Origin of the sequence: Aeromonas sp. 603404 (assembly GCF_049171775.1) — a bacterium.
GTDB classification, from domain to species: Bacteria; Pseudomonadota; Gammaproteobacteria; order Enterobacterales; family Aeromonadaceae; genus Aeromonas; species Aeromonas veronii_A.
The window spans coordinates 136,353-155,594 of sequence record NZ_JAAKPE010000006.1 but is presented as its reverse complement, the minus strand read 5'-3'; the positions used below and the strand labels follow the sequence as shown (position 1 = coordinate 155,594).

Here is a 19,242-nt window from a genome sequence, read left to right as displayed (position 1 = left end):
CGGCCTGCGGGCCGGCTCCTTCATGGAGTCTTATGATGGCACGATCCTCCCTGCTCTCTCCCCTACTATTATCCCCCCTGTTTGCCCTGCTGCTCAGCGTACCGGCCACGGCCGCCCGACTGGAGCTGGCCGATACCCTCACCCTGCTCGCCTCGCCACAGGGCAAACCCTCGGCCTTCACCCGGATCATTGAGCTCCCGGCGGGAGAGTCCCGACTGCTGGTCCGCTTTGACAGCCCAAGTGACCCTCGCTCCACCAACGAGAGCCAGGGACGCGTGACCTCGGCTCCTCTGCTGCTCACCCTTACAGCACCATCACAAGGGACGCTGCAACTGACCACCCCGGTGCTGACCAGCTCCTCGGCTATCCGCCAGTTTGCCGCCAGCCCGGCCCTGCTGCTGAGTGACGACAAGGGCACCTCACAACCGCTGGCACTACAAGCCCTGCCACGCAACCAGGATAGTCTGGGCACCGATTACCAGGCCCTGCTGGCAAGCCATACGCCAACAGTGAGTCCGGCCCCCATTTTCGCAACACAAGCCGCAACTACCGCTCATACAGCTTCGGCACTTACGCCGGAGCAGGCGGATGCCACCCTGCGGGAACTCTATCTGGCGGCCGATGCCAAGCGGCGTAAAGACTTTATCCGCTGGGCCCTTGACCTCTAGCAGACAACAAAAAACCACCTGTTCAGGTGGTTTTTTGTTGTACGGATGATGCTGCGGGAGAGCAGTCATCACTCCTTGTTGAGTCGGTCGATGGCATCCCGGGTACCGTCAATCAGGGCCCAGGCTCGCTCGTCTCTGCGCTGCACTAGGCCGAGGAACAGGATGTCGGTAATGGTGTTCTGGGCGGTACGGGAGGAGATGGAAGATATACGCAGTTCGTTCTCCTCCGCCACCGTATCCAGCACCATGTCGGCCATCTGGCGCAACTGGGTTTGCCGGAACGAAGTCACGGCAATCAGGGTGGCACCATTGCGCTTGGCCAGCTCGGCCGCCGCCAGCACATCACGGCTGGCGCCAGAATAGGAGATGACCAGCTGCACATCACCCGGTCCCAGGGTCTGGGCGATGGAGATCTGCACATGGCTATCCTGGGCAAACAGGGTAGTTACGCCAATTTTGAGCAACTTGTACCAGAGATCCTTGGCGGTCAGTGCAGAACCGCCAATCCCCACCAGCTGTACCCGCCCGGCGCCATCTATGGTGTCGAGTACCTGCTTCAGCAGAGCACTGTCGAGAGCCTGAGTGGTCTCGATAATAGAATTGATCTTCTCCTGCGCCAGCTTCTTGGCCATGGTCTCCAGATCATCGTCTCGCCCGATGCCATTGTAGAGATCACCGACATTGTCGGTCTTGATGGCATGCTTGCGCCCCAGATCCTCGCTGACCGCCAGCTTGAAGGCGGTGAAGCCCTTGAACCCGATCTTCTGGGTGAACTTCACTATGCTCGACTGGCTCACCTCCGCCTGCTGGGCCAGCTCCTGAGAGGAGAAGTGGGTCACCTGTTCCGGACAGGAGAGGATGTAATCGGCAATCTTGAGCTCGCTGGGGGAGAGCTGGCTCCTGATATTGGATATTTTCGACAGGGTAAGCATGGTTTCTCTCTGTTCTTGTTCTGCGTCGAGGCTTACTGGGTGCCACCCACGGTGAGCTGATCCAGTTTGAGGGTGGGTTGGCCGACACCGACCGGTACGCTCTGCCCCTCCTTGCCGCAGATGCCAACCCCACGATCCAGCGCAAGATCGCTGCCCACCATGGAGACCTGGCTCATCGCTTCGGGGCCGTTGCCGATCAGGGTTGCGCCCTTGATGGGAGCGGTGATCTTGCCATCCTCGATGAGGTAAGCCTCGGAGGCGGAGAAGACGAACTTGCCGGAGGTGATGTCCACCTGACCGCCGCCGAAGTTGGGGGCATAAATGCCCTTCTTCACCGAGGCGATGATCTCGGCCGGATCATACTGGCCCGCCAGCATGTAGGTGTTGGTCATGCGCGGCATCGGCATGGCAGCGTAGGATTCGCGGCGCCCGTTGCCGGTGAGTGGCACCCCCATCAGGCGGGCGTTCTGTTTGTCCTGCAAATACCCCTTGAGGATACCGTTCTCGATCAGCACGTTGTAGCCACCCGGTGTGCCCTCGTCATCAATGGAGACGGAGCCGCGCCGACCCGGCAGGGTGCCATCATCGACGATGGTGCAGTGCTTGGAGGCCACCTGCTCGCCGATGCGGCCAGCAAATGCGGAAGATCCCTTGCGGTTGAAATCCCCCTCCAGACCATGACCCACCGCCTCGTGCAGCAGCACGCCGGGCCAGCCGGAGCCCAACACCACCGGCATGGTGCCGGCTGGCGCGTCGATGGCTTCCAGATTGACCAGCGCCTGACGCACCGCTTCACGCACATAGCCAAAGGCGCGGCTCTCCAGTCCGTCCAGTTCGAGGAACCAGTCGTAACCAAAGCGGCCGCCGCCACCTGCACTGCCACGCTCGCGGCGATCGCCCTTCTCGGCAATCACGGTCACAGACAGCCGCACCAGCGGGCGAATATCGGCAGCCAGGGTACCGTCTGTCGCAGCAACCAGCACCTCTTCGTAGACGCCGCTGATGGAGGCCATCACCTGATTGATGGCGGGGTCCAGACTTCTGGCGAACTTGTCCATCTGCTCCAGTAGGGCGATCTTCTGGTGCTTGTCGAGGGTCTGCAGCGGATCCATGGCCGGATAGAGCAGGTTCGCTTCGGTGCGAGTCCACGCCTTCACCTTGCCGTGAGCACCTGCTGCGGCGATGCCGCGAGCGGCAGTCACCGACTGTTGCAACGCCAGCAGGCTCAGCTCGTCCGAGTAGGCGAAACCGGTCTTCTCGCCGCTGACGGCGCGCACCCCGACCCCCTGATCGATGTTGTAGCTGCCATCCTTGACGATGCCATCTTCCAGCATCCAGGACTCGTGCCAGCTGCGCTGGAAATAGAGATCGCCGAACTCCACCTGATGGCTCATCAGGCTGCAGAGCAGCTGCTGCAGGCGCCCTTCGTCGAGGTCGTTCGGGGCCAACAGGGAGGCACTAACCTGGCTCAATAGACTCAATCTTCTTCTCCACTCTCGTAACGAGCTGTTTTAAATCGTCTTGCCGACGGGTTGGCAACAAGCCACACCATCACAACAAACGGGCATGCTCCAGCACGGGCAAACGGCTGCGTTTCAATTTTTCACCACACCATCAGAGCAAACGGGCGTGTTGCAGCACTGGCATGGTGCGTTTCAATTCGTCGATAAGCCCGGGCTCCATCTTCGCCAGCACTGTGCCGCGCCCGGACTCTTTGCTGGCCAGCACCCGGCCCCAGGGGTCGATCACCATGCTGTGGCCCCAGGTCTGGCGCCCCGTTTCGTGAGTGCCGCCCTGATTGGCCGCGACTACGTAGCACTGGTTTTCGATGGCGCGAGCCCGCAGCAGCGGCTCCCAGTGCGCCTCGCCTGTCACGGCGGTAAAGGCGGCAGGCACCAGCAGCACGCGGGCACCGGCACGGGCCAACTGGCGGTAGAGCTCGGGAAAGCGCAAATCATAACAGATCGAGAGGCCGAGGGGACCAAAGGGGGAGTCCACCAGCACGCAGTCCTGACCAGCACTGAAAGTTTCCGACTCCCGATAGCGACCGTGATTGTCCGCCACATCCACGTCGAACAGGTGGATCTTGTGGTAGTGGCCCCTAAGCTCACCACTTGGGTCAAACACCAGCGAGCTGGTGTGGATATGGTCAGAACCTGCGATGGTGGTCGGCATAGCCCCAGCCACCAGCCAGATGCCATAATCGCGGGCCCATTCGGCCAGTTGTTGTTGAATGGGCGTTGCTCCGCTCAGAGTGGCGCTGGGATCGGAGCCGATTGCCTCGGCACCATCCAGATAGCCCTGTCGTTCGCCAAACAGGGCAAAGTTCTCCGGCAGCAGCACCAGCAGCGGCCGCTCTTTTGGCAAGGCTGCCAGCTCGGCGGCGATCTGCTCCCGGTTATCCTGCCAGTGACGGCCAGATACCAGCTGTATTGCGGCTAACCACATGACGTTCTCCTTGTCGCTTGGGCCATCAGACGGTGACAGCATCCCCCGCCTGCAGGGTGTAATCCAGCACTATGATGCGCTCCAGCACCGGGCGGAAGATGGCCTTGAGGGCATCGTGATCCGGATGGGGCAGATAGCGCTGGCGGGCTGCTTCGTCGGCGAAGGTCATCAGCACGCTGTGGGTAAAGCCATCATCCCTCCCCTCCGGGCTGTCATTCTCCCCCCACTCCATGGCGGTCACGCCGCTGACCTGATGGGGAATGGCGAGAAAGGCGGTACGCACCGCATCTATCTGGGCAGGCTGGGTGCCCGGCTTGAAGGCGATCAGCAGGATATGTCGGATCATGGCTCACTCCTTGTGATGGTGCCGGGCCGCTCGTTCAGCGCTGAGCGGGCCCCGCGTGTTTAGGGCTCAGCAGGAAAGGGGTCACCTCTTGGGTCGGCAGGCCGGGGGCAACGGCGTCAACCGCCTCTTTCTGCTGCTGGTTGAGCTTGATGCGCGCGCGATCTCGTCCCGCCTCGATCAGCTTGGGTGCGTCGAGCGGGCCCGAGATGCGAAAATCGATGCGGGTCACCACATCCACCACCGGCTCCAGCAGTTTGGAGAGGGCCAGCACATAGAGACCCGTGATCGGCGTGATGGAAAAGGCCGCCACCACCGGCAGGGTGCCACCCAGATTCGGGGAAAAGCTCAGCTCGTAGTCGAGCCGCCAGCGCACCAAATCGGCGATCCCCTCGCCGCGCAGATTGCCTGCCGCCCCCTTCATATAGAAATCATTGTTGCTGACCTGCCCCTGCTTGATGGTGGCAGAAGCAGACATGGATTCGAAGTAGAAACCCTTGTCGAACACATCGCGAAAATCGAGGCGCAGCTTGCGCAGCAGGGAGTCGAGACTGAGCAGGGAGAGCAGCCGTGCTCCCTTGTCGTTGACCTCGCGCAGGGTGCCGCCCTCCAGCTGATAGTTGGCACTGCCCCCCAGAGTCGGCAGGCTCGGGCGATAGGGCACATCCTGCCAGTTCAGATCAAAAGCGAGGGAGCCGGGGGCATCGCCGATGGGGGAGGTGTAGCCGAGCCGCTTGAGCAGCAGCTCGCTGTTGTTGCTAGTCAGCTTGCCACGGGCGCGGGTCTCCATCCGATTGCCATCGGCCAGCCAGTCGACGCTGCCGGTGAGCTGACTACCTGCCAGCCGCATATCCAGTCCCTTGAGGGTCACCTTGTTGGCGCCGGGCACCAGCTCCCCTTTCACTTCGCCGAGCGGCAATGCGCCAAAGCGGCAATCGACGCAGCTGAATGTCAGCCAGGGGATGGAGGCCATGATGGCGTTATCCTGCCTGGCATCGGGATCCGGACTGAGATCCGAACTCTTGCCGGACCAGAAGATGCGGGCAAACTTGGCGTCTACCGGGCGATTGGCTACTGCGGGCTGGCGGATCACCCCCATCACGTCGGGGCTGTCGATCATCACCTCGGTCGCCTGATTGGTCGGCCCCACGGTGAAACGTACCGCCTTGAGGGTGGCACTGCCGATATAGGCGCGAGCCAGCTGCCCATCCACCCACCACTCCTGCGGCAAGAAGGCCGGTCCAACCACCGCATTGCCGGTCTGGTTCTGCGCTGGCAGCCACTGCTTGAGTCGTGCCAGCCAGCTGCCAACGTCAGCCTCCTGCTGGTTGATGGCAAGCAGCATGGGGGCATCGCGCAGCACCCGGGCACCCGGCTGTCCCACATCGACCCGCACCCGGCTGAGATAAGGCACCCCTTCGCCGTAAACCAGTCGGGTCTGCATATCCACATCAGCCCCAAGCACGGCGCGAATGTCGGCGCTGCCATCCCGGCCACGGGCGATCACCTTGAGCGGCAGCCGGCTGGCGCTGCTCTTGGCCAGCGGCAGCGGCAGATCCAGCCCCATCCCCTGCAGGTTGGAGTCGAGCGCCAGCTGGAAGCTGAATGGCTTGCTCTCGGGCAAGGTCAACCCGAGCTTGCCGCCCCAGTTGCTGCGGCCGTTGAGGATACCGTACGAGGAGATGGCGGCGGGTTGGCGGCGGCTATCCCACTGCCCCTTGAAATCGAGGTCGACCTGATAGTGATCCGGATGCTGGCGCCCCTGATAGTCGAGGGTCAGCGGCTGGTTCCACAAACTCGCCTTGAGGTTACTGAAACGGGTCTGTTCGTTGTCATATTCGAGGCGCCCCTCGACCTTCTCCAGCGGCAGATCCAGACTGGCGACCCGCACCTTGTTGTTGCTGAAGGTGGCATCGCCACTCGCCTTCACCTCGCTCTCGCCATCGAGAGGAATATCGAGCTTGACCGATCCTGCCATCGGGCCGCGGATCTCGATCTCCCGCAGCGCCTGACCTACCGAACTGCCCAGCGGGGAGTCCTGCAGGTAGTCGCTGATGGCCTTGCCCTCCCCCTGCACCTTGGCATCCACATAGAGGTGGGCGCCGGGGGAGAGATCCGGGATCCAGGCATGCACCGAGTCGGAGCTCGCCTTGCCGAGTTTGGTGGATCGGCTGCGCATATCGAGACCGGCATTCTGGAACAAGAGATCGATCTGCAGATCGGTAAGCGGTTGCCAACCGGGGAAGAACTCGTAGGTGGCCTGCTCCAGCGGCACCGCCACCTGGAAGATGCCCTTGCCATTGTCGTAGGGGAAATCCCGAAACTCCCCATACCAGAGCAGGTCGGCCCCCTTGGCCTTGCCTCCCTTGATGGCGCCACTCAGGTAATCCACCAGCCCCTTGTCCATCGCCTGCAGCGGGAAGTAGCGATCCGCATGGCCCGCATTCTTCACATCGATGCGGCCGGTCAGGGCGAGGAAAGGGTGCTCGAACAGATCGAGGCGGAAACGGCTGGCCAGGGTCAGATCCGGGTTATCCAGCGCGATATCCTGCCCGTAGAGCACCCAGCCCTGTTCCTCGCGCCACCAGTCGAGGCGGGCCGAGAAGTTGTCGACCGGGATCGGCATCTTGAAGTGACGGGCGGGATCCACCTTGTCATTCGCCAGCGCCAATCTGGCGCTACCGCCGGTCGGGGTAAGCCAGAACTCGCCGTTGAGATCCTGCATTCCGGGTATATCTTGCCAGGCCTTGAGGCGCACCTTGCTGAAGCGGCCACTGAAGGAGAGATCCTGCCAGTCGGCATTGGCCAGCAGCGTCAGATCCTGCACCGCCCCCTGCGGATTGGTCTGGCGCAGGGTCTCGCAGAGTGTGGGGTAGAGCGCCGAGACCAGCTGACTGATCTGGGTGATCTTGTCGAACTCAATACTGGGCAGATAGCCCTGCACCCGATCCCCGATCCGTTCCAGTTGCAAGCGGCTCTGCAACCAGGGTTTGCCATCCAGCTTGAAGGTGACGTTGTGGCTAGCCAGTTGCCAGTCAGTGCCGTCACGGCGCAGCTGGATCTTGCCACCATCGAGACCGAAGCGGTGCATCTCCCCTTTCTTGGGATCCTTCCAGATCAGGTAGTTGTTGCCAAACGCCAGCAGGGTATTGCCCAGCTTGCCACTGTCAAACTCGCTCCAGAGCTGGAAGTCGAGCTGACCGGCAACCTTGGGTTCGCCCGCATGGATCCTGGCGAGGGTCGGGGTAATATCGAGCTGGCGGGCACCCAGATAGAGCTGCCCCTTGAGGCGATCGAGCCGATCTTGTGGCGTATCTACATCGAGTATCAGGTCCAGGGTGCTCTCGCCTACCCCGTTGATGAGATAGGCCTTACCGACCCCCTGATGGCGCTTGCCACGATTCTGCCAGCGCAGTTGGGCAATATCGAGTGCTCGCATGTCGCCCAGTGCGGTGGTGACATTGAGCCGGGTGTTATGGATGTCAAAGGTGGAGAGCTGGGTCAGCAGAAAGCGCAGCAGGGCGCCCTGCTGGGGATCGCCGGAAGGGCTGTCGTCAGCCGGTTGGCGCAAGTCGAGGGTGATATCGCCATCGCTGAGGATCAGCTCGCCAAACACCGGCTTTAGCTCGTTAATAGTGCGCCAGAAGTCGAGATGCACCCAGGCCTTGCCGAGCTTGACGGTATAGCGTTTGGAGTCGGGGGCAACGGCGAGCTGTTGCAGTTCGAGGGCCGGGCCTGACTGTGTCCAGCTCAGTCCAATTTGATCGACGCTGACCTTGATTTGCGAATCGCCGAGCAGAGTGTGGATAAGGCTCTCTCGATACTGATTCAGCAAAGGGCCCCCGACCCGCACCAGGGTGACCAGCATGGCCAGCAGTACGAACAGGACCCCCAGGGCTAACCAGCCCCGACTCAGCCAGCGATAGACCAATTACATCATCACCACGTCGAACTGCTCCTGGCCGCAGAGAGGCTCGCTCACCACCCGCACCTGCTTGCCGATAAACACTTCCAGCTCCGCAAGACTGTGGGACTCCTCGCCATGGAGATAGTCGGCTACGGCAGGGGCTGCGTAGACGGTGAACTGATCTGCATCGTAGGCACGGTTGACCCGGATGATCTCCCGCAGGATCTCGAAGCAGACCGACTCCACCGTCTTGACCCGGCCGCGTCCCTTGCACTCGGGGCACTCGGAGCAGAGCACATGCTCCAGACTCTCTCGGGTGCGCTTGCGGGTCATCTCCACCAGGCCCAGCTGGGAGAAACCGTTGACGTTGGTCTTGGCGCGATCCTTGGACAGCGCCTGCTCCAGACTGTGCAGCACCCGGCGGCGGTGATCTTCCGACTGCATGTCGATGAAGTCGATGATGATGATGCCACCGAGGTTGCGCAGGCGCAGATGACGAGCGATGGCTGCCGTCGCCTCGACGTTGGTATTGAAGATGGTCTCTTCCAGATTACGATGGCCGACAAAGGCGCCGGTGTTGATATCCACCGTGGTCATGGCTTCGGTCTGGTCGATGATGAGGTAGCCGCCGGATTTCAGCTCCACCTTGCGCTCCAGCGCCCGCTGGATCTCGTTCTCCACGTCGTAGAGATCGAAGATGGGCGACTCGCCGGGGTAGTACTCCAGCTTGCTGGCCAGCTCAGGCACGTACTCTTCGGTGAAGCGCTTGAGCTGATCGAAGCTCTGGCGGGAATCAACGCGGATCTTGTCGAGCTCGGCACCGACGAAGTCGCGCACCACCCGAAAGGCCAGACTGGGATCCTCGTAGAGGATCTTGCAGGGGGGATACTTCTGCTTGCGCTCGAGGATCTTGCGCCACAGCCGTTTGAGGAAGGCAGCATCCTGCTCCAGCTCCTGCTCCCCCACCCCTTCGGCGGCGGTGCGGATGATGTAGCCACCCAGCTCATCCACATAACCGGCCACGGTGCGCTTGAGGCGTTCCCGCTCCGCTTCGGACTCGATTCGCTGGGAGACGCCGACGTGAGCGCTGCCCGGCATAAAGACCAGATAGCGGGAAGGCAAGGTGATATCGGTGGTGAGACGGGCACCCTTGGTACCCAGCGGGTCTTTCACCACCTGCACCATGATGTCCTGCCCCTGACGCACCAGCTCGGCGATGTTGCCGACCTGGAACTGCTCCTTCTCCTTCACCGCCACACACTCGGTATGGGGCACAATATCGGAGGCGTGCAAAAAGGCCGCCTTGTCCATGCCGATATCGACGAAGGCTGCCTGCATGCCAGGGAGCACCCGGCTTATCTTGCCTTTGTAGATGTTGCCGACAATGCCGCGTTTGGCCTGACGCTCTACATGCACTTCCTGCAGCAGACCGTTTTCGACCAGAGCGACCCGGGTTTCGGAGGGGGTAACGTTAACCAGCAGTTCTACCGACATAACTAACCTTGCCTGTTCCAGTTTTGAATTCTTATACAGCCAATCCGGTACAACGCGCGCAAGGAAGAACGCAGCAGAGCACAGCTGACGGAAAATTACTTGTGTTGTTCCAGATGCTGCTTGATCAATAGATCCGTCTCCAGCAGCGGCAGGCCGACCACGGCGCTGTAGCTCCCTTCGATACGGCTGACAAACTTGCCGGCAATACCCTGAATGCCGTAGGCCCCGGCCTTGTCACAGGGCTCGCCGGTTTGCCAGTAAGCCTCGATCTCGGCCTCGTCCAGCTTGCGAAACGCCACGTTGGTGGTGACCAGTCGCACGTCACAACGCTCGGGGCTGGCCAGCGCCACCGCGGTCATCACCTGATGCACCTTGCCGGAGAGCGCCTCCAGCATATCCTTGGCATCGAGCAGATCGGACGGTTTTTCCAGCACCCTATCCCCCAGCACCACTATGGTGTCGGCCCCCAGCACCGGCAACGCTGTCGGCGCACACGCCACACCCGCCATCGCCTTGTCGCGAGCGAGACGACAGACATAATCTTGCGGCTTCTCCCCCTCTTCCCGTTGCTCCGGTACATCCAGTTTCAGCACATCAAAACGATAGCCAAGCTGGGTCAGCAGTTCGCGACGACGGGGAGAACCCGAGGCGAGATAGAGTTGCAGTTCGTTGTTTTTGCTCATATTTACCTGATATTGAAGCGGCGCCGCACTTTGCGCAACACCAGAAACACCCAGGGCCATATTAGCATCGTCGTCAACGTCGACCAAAAGTAGGCGAAGTTGAGGCTGGCCCGGCTAAACAGGTGCTCGGCCCAGAAGACCGTCAGTTTGCCCACCAGCGAGAGGCAGCCGATGATCAGCGCCTGCTGCCAGAGGGAGAAGTTGCGGATCTTCTGGAACTGGAAGGCCGCCAGATAGGTGGTAATGGCCATCGCCATGGCGCGCACGCCGAGGGTGCTGCCAAGCAGCACATCCAGCAGCAGACCGGCCACCCAGGCGGTACCGACGTTGGTCCGGTGCGGCAACGCCAGTGCCCAGTAAATGAGCACCATGGCCAGCCAGTCCGGACGGAATGGATCAAATTCAAAGGGAAGCGGCAGGATCGACAGGCTTAAAGCCAGCAGGATCGAGATCCAGATCCAGATCCTGCCACTGGCGGGTTGCAGCATCAGCGAGTGGCTCCTGCGGCGGACGCAGCGGCAGCGGGGGCCGGGCGTTCGCCATCCTTGTCATTTACCTCGGGCTTCTTGTCGGTCCACAGCAGCAGCAGATAGCGCAACCGATCCAGCTCGACCAGCGGTTTGGCCTCGATCTGGGCGAAGGGCTTGCCCTCCACATACTCGGAACGGGTCACGGTTGCCACCGGATAACCTTCCGGGAAGCGGCCACCAAGACCGGAGGTGACCAGCAGATCACCCACCTGAATATCGGTGTTGCGCGGCAGGTTGCGCAGCTCCAGCTTGTCGAGCTCGCCACTGCCGGAAGCGATGGCACGCAAATCGTTGCGCAGCACCCGCACCGGAATGCCGTGGCTGGAATCGGTGATCAGCAGGACGCGACTGGTGGTGGAGCCCACATGGAGCACCTGACCAATCACACCCTGATCGTTGATCACTGCCTGACCGTTGTAGACGCCATCCAGTGCCCCCTTGTTGATCAGCACCTGATGGCTGAAGGGGTCGGAGTCCACCGACAGCAGCTCGGCTACCATCTTGCGGGACTCTTTGTGCACCGGCGAACCGAGCAGCTCACGCAGCCGCTGGTTCTCGTGCTCCAGCTGATCCATTTTGAGCAGGCGGGCGCGCAGGGTGAACAGTTGCTGCTCCTGCTGCTTGGTCTGCTCGATGAGATCGGCGCGGGTCTGCACCTGGGTCGACATGGTGTCGAGCAGGGTGCCGGGCGCATTGGCCATGTACTGCAACGGACTGACTAACGAACTGAGGTAGACGCGGACATGGGTAAACACACCGAAGCGAGAATCCGCGACGATGGCAGCAATGGAGATGATGACGGCGAGAAACAACCGTAACTGAAGCGAAGGGCCTCTACCAAAAATGGGTTTCATGGGTCGTCAAAAAAGAGCCGGCACGCTGGCCGGCTTTGGGTCTTATTCGTAGTGGAACAGATCGCCACCGTGCATATCGATCAGCTCCAGCGCCTTGCCGCCGCCACGGGCCACACAGGTGAGGGGATCTTCGGCAACGACGACGGGGATACCGGTCTCTTCCATCAGCAGACGGTCGATATCTTTCAGCAGCGCACCACCACCGGTTAGCACCATGCCGCGCTCGGAGATGTCGGATGCCAGTTCCGGCGGAGACTGTTCCAGCGCAACCATCACGGCAGCCACGATACCGGACAGCGGCTCTTGCAGCGCTTCCAGGATCTCGTTGGAGTTGAGGGTAAAGCTGCGCGGCACACCTTCAGCCAGGTTGCGACCACGTACTTCAATCTCGCGCACCTCTTCGCCCGGGTAGGCGGAGCCGATCTCGTGCTTGATGCGCTCGGCAGTAGCTTCACCGATCAGGCTGCCGTAGTTGCGACGGACGTAGCTGATGATCGCTTCGTCAAACTTGTCGCCACCGATACGGACAGACTGGGAGTAGACCACACCGTTCAGGGAGATGATGGCCACTTCAGTGGTACCACCACCGATATCCACGACCATGGAACCGGTCGCTTCGGAGACCGGCAGGCCGGCACCGATGGCAGCGGCCATAGGCTCGTCGATCAGGTAGACCTCACGGGCACCGGCACCCAGTGCGGATTCCTTGATGGCGCGACGCTCAACCTGGGTTGAACCGCACGGTACACACACCAGCACGCGCGGGCTGGGGCGGAAATAGTTGTTGTCGTGAACCTGCTTGATGAAGTGCTGCAGCATCTTCTCGGTCACGTAGAAATCGGCGATCACGCCATCTTTCATCGGGCGGATTGCGGAAATGTTGCCCGGGGTTCGGCCCAGCATCTGCTTAGCGGCATGACCGACAGCAGCGACCGATTTGGCGTTCCCGCGCTCTTGGCGAATGGCGACAACTGAGGGTTCGTTAAGGACGATCCCTTGATCTTTTACATAGATCAGGGTGTTGGCAGTTCCCAAATCGATCGACAGATCGTTGGAAAAGACGCCTCTGAGCTTTTTGAACATGGCTACGGGAAATCCTAAGAATTTGGAGGTGCAGAAAACCGGCTAACTTTACCAATGCCCACCCCAATGGGCAAGCGCTCAAACTGTCGCCAATCAATCAGGCGCGACAAAAATGCGAGTCATCACTCACTCGCACACGCTTGCAAACACTAATAAACAAGGATTTAGGGGGATGCTGTTGAGCCATTCCTCCTTTCACATCATTCAGTGCAATACTTCGCGCCGATAAATAATTCTGTCATTACCCCGGCTGGAGCCGAAAATGGCCTCACCTTGCAGGTTGCCGTCATTGGCACTCGTTGGGTCAGACAACCAGAGTGGCTGCGACGGCTGTTTTGCCAATTCGACCTTGTAGGGGATGCGCACCGAGATGTCCGGCTTGGCAAAGTGGAACAGGATCTCCCCGTCTTTCGCCAGTGCAGCCTCCCCACCCGGTGCCGAACTGCCCAACCCCAGCTTTATCTTGCGACCCGCCCCCAGCTCCAGGTCACGGCTGGCCCCATCAAAGGTGTGACTCGGGTTGAGGAAAGTGAACCCCTGATTGGCCAAAGAGAGCTGGGTACATTGATCTTCCTTGTTCAACAACCAGTTGCCCGCTTCGTAATATTGCATCTGCTGCGGAATGGCCAGCGGCGCCGAGGCCAGGCCTGCCTCCGTGCCCGCCTGCAGGCGGCCGAAATAGGCTTTCATTGGCACACTGTCGATTAAACGGGCATTACAACCGCGGCCACTGCAGTTACCCACTACGGCATCATTGAAATTCGGGCTGGCAATCAGCGTTCTGTCGCCATCGTTATCCCTCATATAAAGGCCAAACAGCAAAGAGTTGTAGGGACCATCCGGTTGCGTGTCAGAGAGGCGCACAAACTCGCTGCTACCGGCAGTCAAAGTCGCCCGGCCATTTAGCCATGGCAACGGCTGCAAACTGCGCAAGCGGTTCGACAGGGATTTACCATCCTGGTTATTGGCAACCGAGATAAAAGCACTTCCCTTGGCAAAGGGCCCCGTATAATTCAGGGTCTGTACACCCGTCGTGTTACGAGCCTGCACATCCAGCGCAACGCCAAAGGGCTGGCCCATGTAGGAGAACGCATTGCAGGCCGGCACGATATCACCGCTGACCAGATTGAAGTCGGCAGGAATAAAACGCCCCACCGGCTGGCTCTGGGCTGATGGGATGGTGTAATTGAAGTAGCCATTGGCTGGTGGCGTCGCCGTCATCCGGAACACTCCCACCTCGCTCACAGTCTGGCTAAGGCTATTGACACTGTTGGTCGCTGCCACGTGGTTGTAAGTAGAAGTACCCAATACGGCATTGGAGCCGGGGCTTGGTGCCACCAAGGTGCTACCCAAGCCAATGCCACTCAGCACAAAGTTGGGCGTAGTCTGATTTCCTGCGCAGATATCCCCATCATTAGCCGACTCCCAGGCCATCGCCTTGATATCTACCTGAAACGTCTCCCCCGCTTTTTTGAATACCGGGCAACTGCTGTCACCTGCCGCGCATACCCCTTGCGGAGGGGTAATGCACAAGCCCACCGGACGCGCTACAAACTGATCCGCGCCGAGCATCACCAGACCGGCTTCACTGCCGGTACCATCATAACGGGCATCCAGTTGCACCTTGCCCGCGTCCGGGTACTTAACCGTTATGGTCGACTGCCCCTGAGCATCGAATGCGAGGGAGAGCGGCGTTGCAGCGCCCTGACTGGCACCAATCGTACTGCTGTTGACGCTCATCTGGCTGTTATAGGGGTTACTGGTGGGGGTGATATAGCTACCCCAGAACTTGACGCTCTTGCTCTGGTTGGCAAACCCCGGCACGCACTGCCTGGTCACGTCGCTCTTCTTGACCGCCTTGATGGTCACCGTCTGCGGCTGGTTCGAGTAGGTGTCGGGCACGTCGAAGATAAATCCGCTGTCGGCAAAGGTGAGCGTACAGGCAGCCGCACTCTTGGCGCCACCGCCAACCCGGCACAGGGTGGTACTCAACGGTTTGGTCGAGGGCGTCGAGCCGCTGACCCCGACGGTCACCGTACCGGCGGTATTCTGTCGCAGCGCCAGCGTGGTGGTTCCTCCGCTGAAGCTCACTTGATTGCCTCCCACCCAACCACCGCTGCTACTCGTTACGGGTTGCAGGGTGGCAGTCACGGGCTCGGTCACCAACAGGCTGCAGTCGGCATTGGCACAGGCCCGAATGGTCAGGGTTTCAGGGTTGCAGGTCAGCGCATTGCCGCTGTGATCGAATTCGAAATGATCGATCTGGGTGCCCACTGGACTGGAACGCAGCGCACAGATCCGCACGTTATCGATCTCGTGGAAGTTGGTCACCGACCCGGTGGACCCAGTCAATGACAGCAGGAAGTTGCCCGGTACTGTCGCTTGGCCGGTCTGGCTCGTCATGTTGATTGGACCAACGAGCGTACGAAACCCGTCACCGCTATCCCGTTCGACGGTGGCCACCGAGTTGCCCGCCGTGCGAGAGTCGACCGTAATGCGATAGCGGTGGGGGCGATTGCTGTTGGTACCGCTGTCGACGGTCGGGTTGAGATTGCTGGCGGTTCCGGCCAGGTAGCGGTAACCGGAGGTACCGGAGCCGGATCCGCGAATAGATACGGCCTGCGGTCGGGAGCCGATATTATAAGACCCCCCCTCATTGGCGTAGTTGCCGTATTCGTCGATCCCGACACCAAGCCAGCCGCCCGCAAAACCACTGATCCCGGTCTTGAAACCGTATCCTAGGGGGCCACCAAACGCACCTGGTTGTGGCGTCAGGGTGGCATCCGAGAGCACCACCGCCATGCCATCCGCCCCGCTTGTGCCGGAAGTCTTGTAGGCGTATTGATCGAACTCGACCGTCACCAGGTTACCAGCCCCGGGGAAGAGGCGCTGGAAAGTGGCCGACGTGGCCTGGTTGGTGACGTTCTGGGTGAGACGCAGGCGACCATTCTGCACCGATGGCAATGTGCTGTTGTTGCGCTGAGCCACGACCCAACTGTCGGGGTTGATCTGGCTGCTTTCGAAACCGTCGACAAAACAGGTCAGCATCGGCGGAAGTACCGCTTCATTGATGCTGGACTGGGCATCCATGGCCAGATAGCGGGCCGTCACCCTGCCATAGACGGTGGCATTATTGTTCATGGTGAGCTTCCCATCGGCATAGAGATAACCATAAAACGTGGTGCGGTTGTCGATCACCATGTCGTTATAGTTAACCCAGATGAGACTGCCCTGATTATTGGCATTGATATTGACCGTATTGACCAGCTTGACATCCTGATTGACGAAAATCCGGGTGGTGCCACTGCCTGAGAGACGGATGGTACCGCTGTCCAGAATCAGCTTGTCGATGAAGTAATCCCCCTCCCCCAGCACCAGGATCGCGTTGTTGCGCACTGTCAGCGTCTTGATCAGGTAGGTGCTGCGGCTGGGGAACGTCATAGTGCAGTTTTCTACCGTCATCGCACCATAAGAGGTACTGGAAGCCGTTTGCGCACCGAACGAACAGAGCTGGGTCGAATTGGAGGTGATGGCGGGAAAAGCATTATTCCCGCTCAGGGACAGCCCGCGGATATCTTTGCCAGTAACGCTACAAACCATGTAGCCGCCAGTACCATCATCGCAGCGCGGCGTATTGTTCTGATCCGGCTGGATGGAGCAGAAGTTGAGAGGCAAACCGCCGGAACCGTTGATCTTGGCGTTGTTGAGTTGGCTAAGCTGGTAGCCGCTAATCTGATGGCAAACGTTATTGTTGTTGCCATGATGCCCTTGCACCACATCCGGAAAGAGCGTGCCTGTGTCGATAGGGTCGAAGGCCCAGACATGGCCAGTAAAGAGGGCAAGCGCCCATACCCATTTCATTGTCCGCCTCCGTCATACGCTTCAAGCATCAGAGTTCTGCTCACGGCAAAATCGGGACTCGCACTATCCAGTTCAGAGGAACCACAGGTTCCGACACTCTCGAGACGATAGCCATTAGTCACGGCACCGTTATAGGTCACCGGAACCTGAGTGCAACGCACAGCAACTTGGCACTGCACCAGACCGGTAACGCCGGTGAACGAGGGGGTCGGGCTGATCCAGTCACAACGATCCTGGGGAGATGGCGCAGCAGGCCGGTTCGGAAACAGCTGATACAGAGCAATCTCCAGCCCGCTCTGGGCGGCCAGCAGAGCACGCACACTGCGTACCTCCACGGTATTTTTCTCGCTACTGTCGACCAGAAAACGGCCCATGGCGGCCGCCAGCAGCGCCATCACCACGATCACAAACAGGGCGATCATCAGGGCGCTACCACGCATCCGTCCTGCCGGGAGTGCATCACGGGACATTGAACACCTCGATCTTGTGGCTGAAGGTGACCGACTCCCCCTTGCGTTCGAACAAGAACCGCATGCCAAACTCCCCTTCCGCGTTGAATGCCGATGTTTCCCGATAGAAACCGCCAGCGCGGAGCGACTCTGCCATCAGCACGCCTTGCGCAGGTAAAGGAGCACCGATTGCGGCACTGGCACGAGTGAGGGTGCCCCCATCAACGCAATAACGTACCTGTTGATTGGCAAAGTAGACACGGCTACCGGGAGAGAGGCCAGCCAGACTCTCGCTATTGGTATAGCGGATCGTTTGTGCGCCGGAGACGGGCGCCAGCACATCAGCAACCCTGGCCACACAGCGGCCATATTCACAATTGCTCAGCAGCGACCCTGCACTTGGGTCAGGTACCGGGAAAACGATCATCCAGTCACCTTTGCCGACGGCTAACGGATCTGCACTCGACGGGCTGGCAGCAGAAGCCGGGGTCGCCATCACCAGCTCAAGGGTGGCCGTGCTCCCCGACATGGCACGGTTAAGCGCCAGATAGCGGCTGGAGGTGCTGATAGGCCAGAACCGCAGGCAAGCCCCCGAGTCAACCCAGGTACCATCAAGCGTCTCGATCCGCTCCGATCCCGGCACCGCATCGCGCAGTTCGCGATTAAGCCGTTCCATGGCGAAGCGGGCATCGCTCATCAACTGCTCACGACTGCTGGCATCACCATAGATCTGGCTGCCGATGCCGATAAACTGGCTGGTAAATGTCGCCATGATGCCCAGCAGCAGGATCACCATCACCAGCTCGACCAGGGTAAAGCCACTGTTACCCCCAGGTTTACGGTAAGTTCGACTAGCCGCCAGACATAATCGGAGGCCGGAAGTGGTTACAGGAGCGGACTTTCGGACAGGCAGGCAACACCCGACAGCGGAACGATTCATCAGTAGTTCCCCCGGTAGAAGGAGAAGTCGAGTACGCTCTCATCCGGCAGCTTGATCTGCAGATCAATCCGCTTGCCCACAGAACAGGGCGCGGTACAACTCTTGAAGGTGCCATCGCTAAAATCGACGGCGCTGACCGCAATCCTGACCTGATAGTTGCGATACTCCTCGCCGCTGATCCCCGCCGCCGTCTGGGTAAACCAGCTGGCATCCCGCCAGTTTCCCGCAGTATCGAAGTCATCCACATCGTTATAGGCGTAGGGAGCCGGCTCACCATCGGGGCCATAACTGCCGGAGCAGGGAGCTATGTTCACCCCCGCCACCTGCTCGCCACAACGATAACGGCCACCATTATGATCCGAATGTTCATCAAACGACTTTTGCAGGATCTCGCCGGAGAGGCGCTGGGCCAGCTGGGCGGCACGCACCTGCTGTACCGGATCCACCGCCCGGGGCGCCTGATTGATGAGTAACCCCAATATGCCGGTCAAGGCCACCGCCAGCAGCACTATGCCGACAATCAGCTCAATCAGGGTAAAGCCGCGCTTAAGGGATCTCATGGATATACCCCTCAGACTCAATCTGGATGCGGCTGGTTTCGCGACCATCACTCACCAGCAAGGTACAACCGTTGGCACAGCTGCCTAGCGGTCTGCCCATCTGATCGAAGCGGAGTACGAAGCTTCTGTTGCTGTTCAGGGAAAGCGTGATTCCGTCAGAGGCGGTCACCAGCCGACCACGGGTGCGCAGGTTATCGGTCCAACCACTGCCCAGATCATCGCTGGCGGGACACGCCGCATAAGTACGGTGGGCAAAACGGGGAGAGGCGACCACCAGCAGGGTACAGCGGTTGGCAGGCTCATGCATATTGACGGTCTGTACCAACCGCAGACGGGTCAGCAGTTCATCACGCACAGTTTGAGTTTCAACGCCGCCTTTGCCCAGCCATTTGGGCACGACAAAGGCGGCGAGAATCCCGAGTAACAGGATCACCACAACCAGTTCAATCAGGGTAAAGCCCTTGGTTGCAGGCATGGTTTTTCTCATAGG

At 60.2% G+C, this 19,242-nt stretch carries 16 protein-coding genes; 1 reads left to right on the top strand and 15 read right to left on the bottom strand.

Annotated elements, in window-relative coordinates; genetic code table 11:
- Positions 1 to 32 precede the first annotated feature (32 nt).
- Complete coding sequence (locus tag G5306_RS10720) at positions 33 to 668, top strand: DUF2057 family protein (protein ID WP_421312851.1); 636 nt, start codon at positions 33 to 35, stop codon at positions 666 to 668.
- Positions 669 to 736: 68 nt separating this feature from the next.
- Here the strand turns inward: G5306_RS10720 and G5306_RS10715 are convergent, their stop codons facing one another.
- From G5306_RS10715 to G5306_RS10645, 15 genes are all read right to left on the bottom strand, one after another.
- Positions 737 to 1,600, bottom strand: coding sequence for an SIS domain-containing protein (locus G5306_RS10715; RefSeq protein WP_108588468.1), 864 nt, complete (start codon positions 1,598 to 1,600; stop codon positions 737 to 739).
- A gap of 32 nt (positions 1,601 to 1,632) precedes the next feature.
- Positions 1,633 to 3,081: a metalloprotease TldD gene (gene tldD, locus G5306_RS10710; RefSeq protein WP_421312850.1), complete on the bottom strand. Its 1,449-nt coding sequence runs from the start codon at positions 3,079 to 3,081 to the stop codon at positions 1,633 to 1,635.
- Positions 3,082 to 3,214: 133 nt separating this feature from the next.
- Entirely contained in the window at positions 3,215 to 4,048 is an 834-nt protein-coding gene (locus G5306_RS10705; protein WP_421312849.1) for a carbon-nitrogen hydrolase family protein, read from the bottom strand.
- 25 nt (positions 4,049 to 4,073) lie between these two features.
- On the bottom strand, positions 4,074 to 4,394 hold the full coding sequence (locus tag G5306_RS10700; RefSeq protein ID WP_266134575.1) for a Dabb family protein: 321 nt from the start codon (positions 4,392 to 4,394) through the stop codon (positions 4,074 to 4,076).
- Between the two features lie 34 nt (positions 4,395 to 4,428).
- Positions 4,429 to 8,322, bottom strand: a complete 3,894-nt coding sequence (locus G5306_RS10695) for a YhdP family protein (RefSeq protein WP_421312848.1) — start codon at positions 8,320 to 8,322, stop codon at positions 4,429 to 4,431.
- A complete protein-coding gene (gene rng, locus G5306_RS10690) occupies positions 8,323 to 9,792 on the bottom strand; it encodes a ribonuclease G (protein ID WP_005340056.1) in 1,470 nt (489 codons plus the stop codon).
- A gap of 95 nt (positions 9,793 to 9,887) precedes the next feature.
- Positions 9,888 to 10,475, bottom strand: a complete 588-nt coding sequence (locus G5306_RS10685) for a Maf family protein (RefSeq protein ID WP_227341517.1) — start codon at positions 10,473 to 10,475, stop codon at positions 9,888 to 9,890.
- 2 nt (positions 10,476 to 10,477) lie between these two features.
- A complete protein-coding gene (mreD, locus tag G5306_RS10680) occupies positions 10,478 to 10,963 on the bottom strand; it encodes a rod shape-determining protein MreD (protein WP_033112548.1) in 486 nt (161 codons plus the stop codon).
- Positions 10,963 to 11,859, bottom strand: coding sequence for a rod shape-determining protein MreC (gene mreC / locus G5306_RS10675; protein WP_216952752.1), 897 nt, complete (start codon positions 11,857 to 11,859; stop codon positions 10,963 to 10,965). The genes mreD and mreC overlap by 1 nt, the downstream gene beginning before the upstream one ends.
- A 42-nt stretch (positions 11,860 to 11,901) precedes the next feature.
- A complete protein-coding gene (locus G5306_RS10670; RefSeq protein ID WP_005340051.1) occupies positions 11,902 to 12,942 on the bottom strand; it encodes a rod shape-determining protein in 1,041 nt (346 codons plus the stop codon).
- A gap of 204 nt (positions 12,943 to 13,146) precedes the next feature.
- Positions 13,147 to 16,803, bottom strand: a complete 3,657-nt coding sequence (locus tag G5306_RS10665) for a DUF6701 domain-containing protein (RefSeq protein WP_421312847.1) — start codon at positions 16,801 to 16,803, stop codon at positions 13,147 to 13,149.
- On the bottom strand, positions 16,800 to 17,225 hold the full coding sequence (locus G5306_RS10660; RefSeq protein ID WP_216954499.1) for an MSHA biogenesis protein MshP: 426 nt from the start codon (positions 17,223 to 17,225) through the stop codon (positions 16,800 to 16,802). Before G5306_RS10660 ends, G5306_RS10665 begins: the two co-directional genes overlap by 4 nt.
- 37 nt (positions 17,226 to 17,262) lie before the next feature.
- Positions 17,263 to 18,192, bottom strand: coding sequence for a PilW family protein (locus G5306_RS10655; RefSeq protein ID WP_421205601.1), 930 nt, complete (start codon positions 18,190 to 18,192; stop codon positions 17,263 to 17,265).
- Positions 18,192 to 18,752: a type II secretion system protein gene (locus G5306_RS10650; protein ID WP_128834797.1), complete on the bottom strand. Its 561-nt coding sequence runs from the start codon at positions 18,750 to 18,752 to the stop codon at positions 18,192 to 18,194. The genes G5306_RS10655 and G5306_RS10650 overlap by 1 nt, the downstream gene beginning before the upstream one ends.
- Positions 18,739 to 19,227 carry a type II secretion system protein gene (locus tag G5306_RS10645; RefSeq protein ID WP_128834795.1) on the bottom strand — a complete coding sequence of 163 codons (489 nt, stop codon included), beginning with the start codon at positions 19,225 to 19,227 and terminating at the stop codon, positions 18,739 to 18,741. Before G5306_RS10645 ends, G5306_RS10650 begins: the two co-directional genes overlap by 14 nt.
- Between the last annotated feature and the right edge of the window lie 15 nt (positions 19,228 to 19,242).

Excerpts from the sequence above, each read along its gene's own strand:
- G5306_RS10720 (WP_421312851.1), top strand. The coding sequence starts at position 33 with ATGATGGCACGATCCTCCCTGCTCTCTCCCCTACTATTATCCCCCCTG.
- G5306_RS10715 (WP_108588468.1), bottom strand. The coding sequence starts at position 1,600 with ATGCTTACCCTGTCGAAAATATCCAATATCAGGAGCCAGCTCTCCCCC.
- G5306_RS10705 (WP_421312849.1), bottom strand. The coding sequence starts at position 4,048 with ATGTGGTTAGCCGCAATACAGCTGGTATCTGGCCGTCACTGGCAGGAT.
- G5306_RS10700 (WP_266134575.1), bottom strand. The coding sequence starts at position 4,394 with ATGATCCGACATATCCTGCTGATCGCCTTCAAGCCGGGCACCCAGCCT.
- rng (WP_005340056.1), bottom strand. The coding sequence starts at position 9,792 with ATGTCGGTAGAACTGCTGGTTAACGTTACCCCCTCCGAAACCCGGGTC.
- G5306_RS10685 (WP_227341517.1), bottom strand. The coding sequence starts at position 10,475 with ATGAGCAAAAACAACGAACTGCAACTCTATCTCGCCTCGGGTTCTCCC.
- mreD (WP_033112548.1), bottom strand. The coding sequence starts at position 10,963 with ATGCTGCAACCCGCCAGTGGCAGGATCTGGATCTGGATCTCGATCCTG.
- mreC (WP_216952752.1), bottom strand. The coding sequence starts at position 11,859 with ATGAAACCCATTTTTGGTAGAGGCCCTTCGCTTCAGTTACGGTTGTTT.
- G5306_RS10670 (WP_005340051.1), bottom strand. The coding sequence starts at position 12,942 with ATGTTCAAAAAGCTCAGAGGCGTCTTTTCCAACGATCTGTCGATCGAT.
- G5306_RS10665 (WP_421312847.1), bottom strand. The coding sequence starts at position 16,803 with ATGAAATGGGTATGGGCGCTTGCCCTCTTTACTGGCCATGTCTGGGCC.
- G5306_RS10660 (WP_216954499.1), bottom strand. The coding sequence starts at position 17,225 with ATGATCGCCCTGTTTGTGATCGTGGTGATGGCGCTGCTGGCGGCCGCC.
- G5306_RS10655 (WP_421205601.1), bottom strand. The coding sequence starts at position 18,192 with ATGAATCGTTCCGCTGTCGGGTGTTGCCTGCCTGTCCGAAAGTCCGCT.
- G5306_RS10650 (WP_128834797.1), bottom strand. The coding sequence starts at position 18,752 with ATGAGATCCCTTAAGCGCGGCTTTACCCTGATTGAGCTGATTGTCGGC.
- G5306_RS10645 (WP_128834795.1), bottom strand. The coding sequence starts at position 19,227 with ATGCCTGCAACCAAGGGCTTTACCCTGATTGAACTGGTTGTGGTGATC.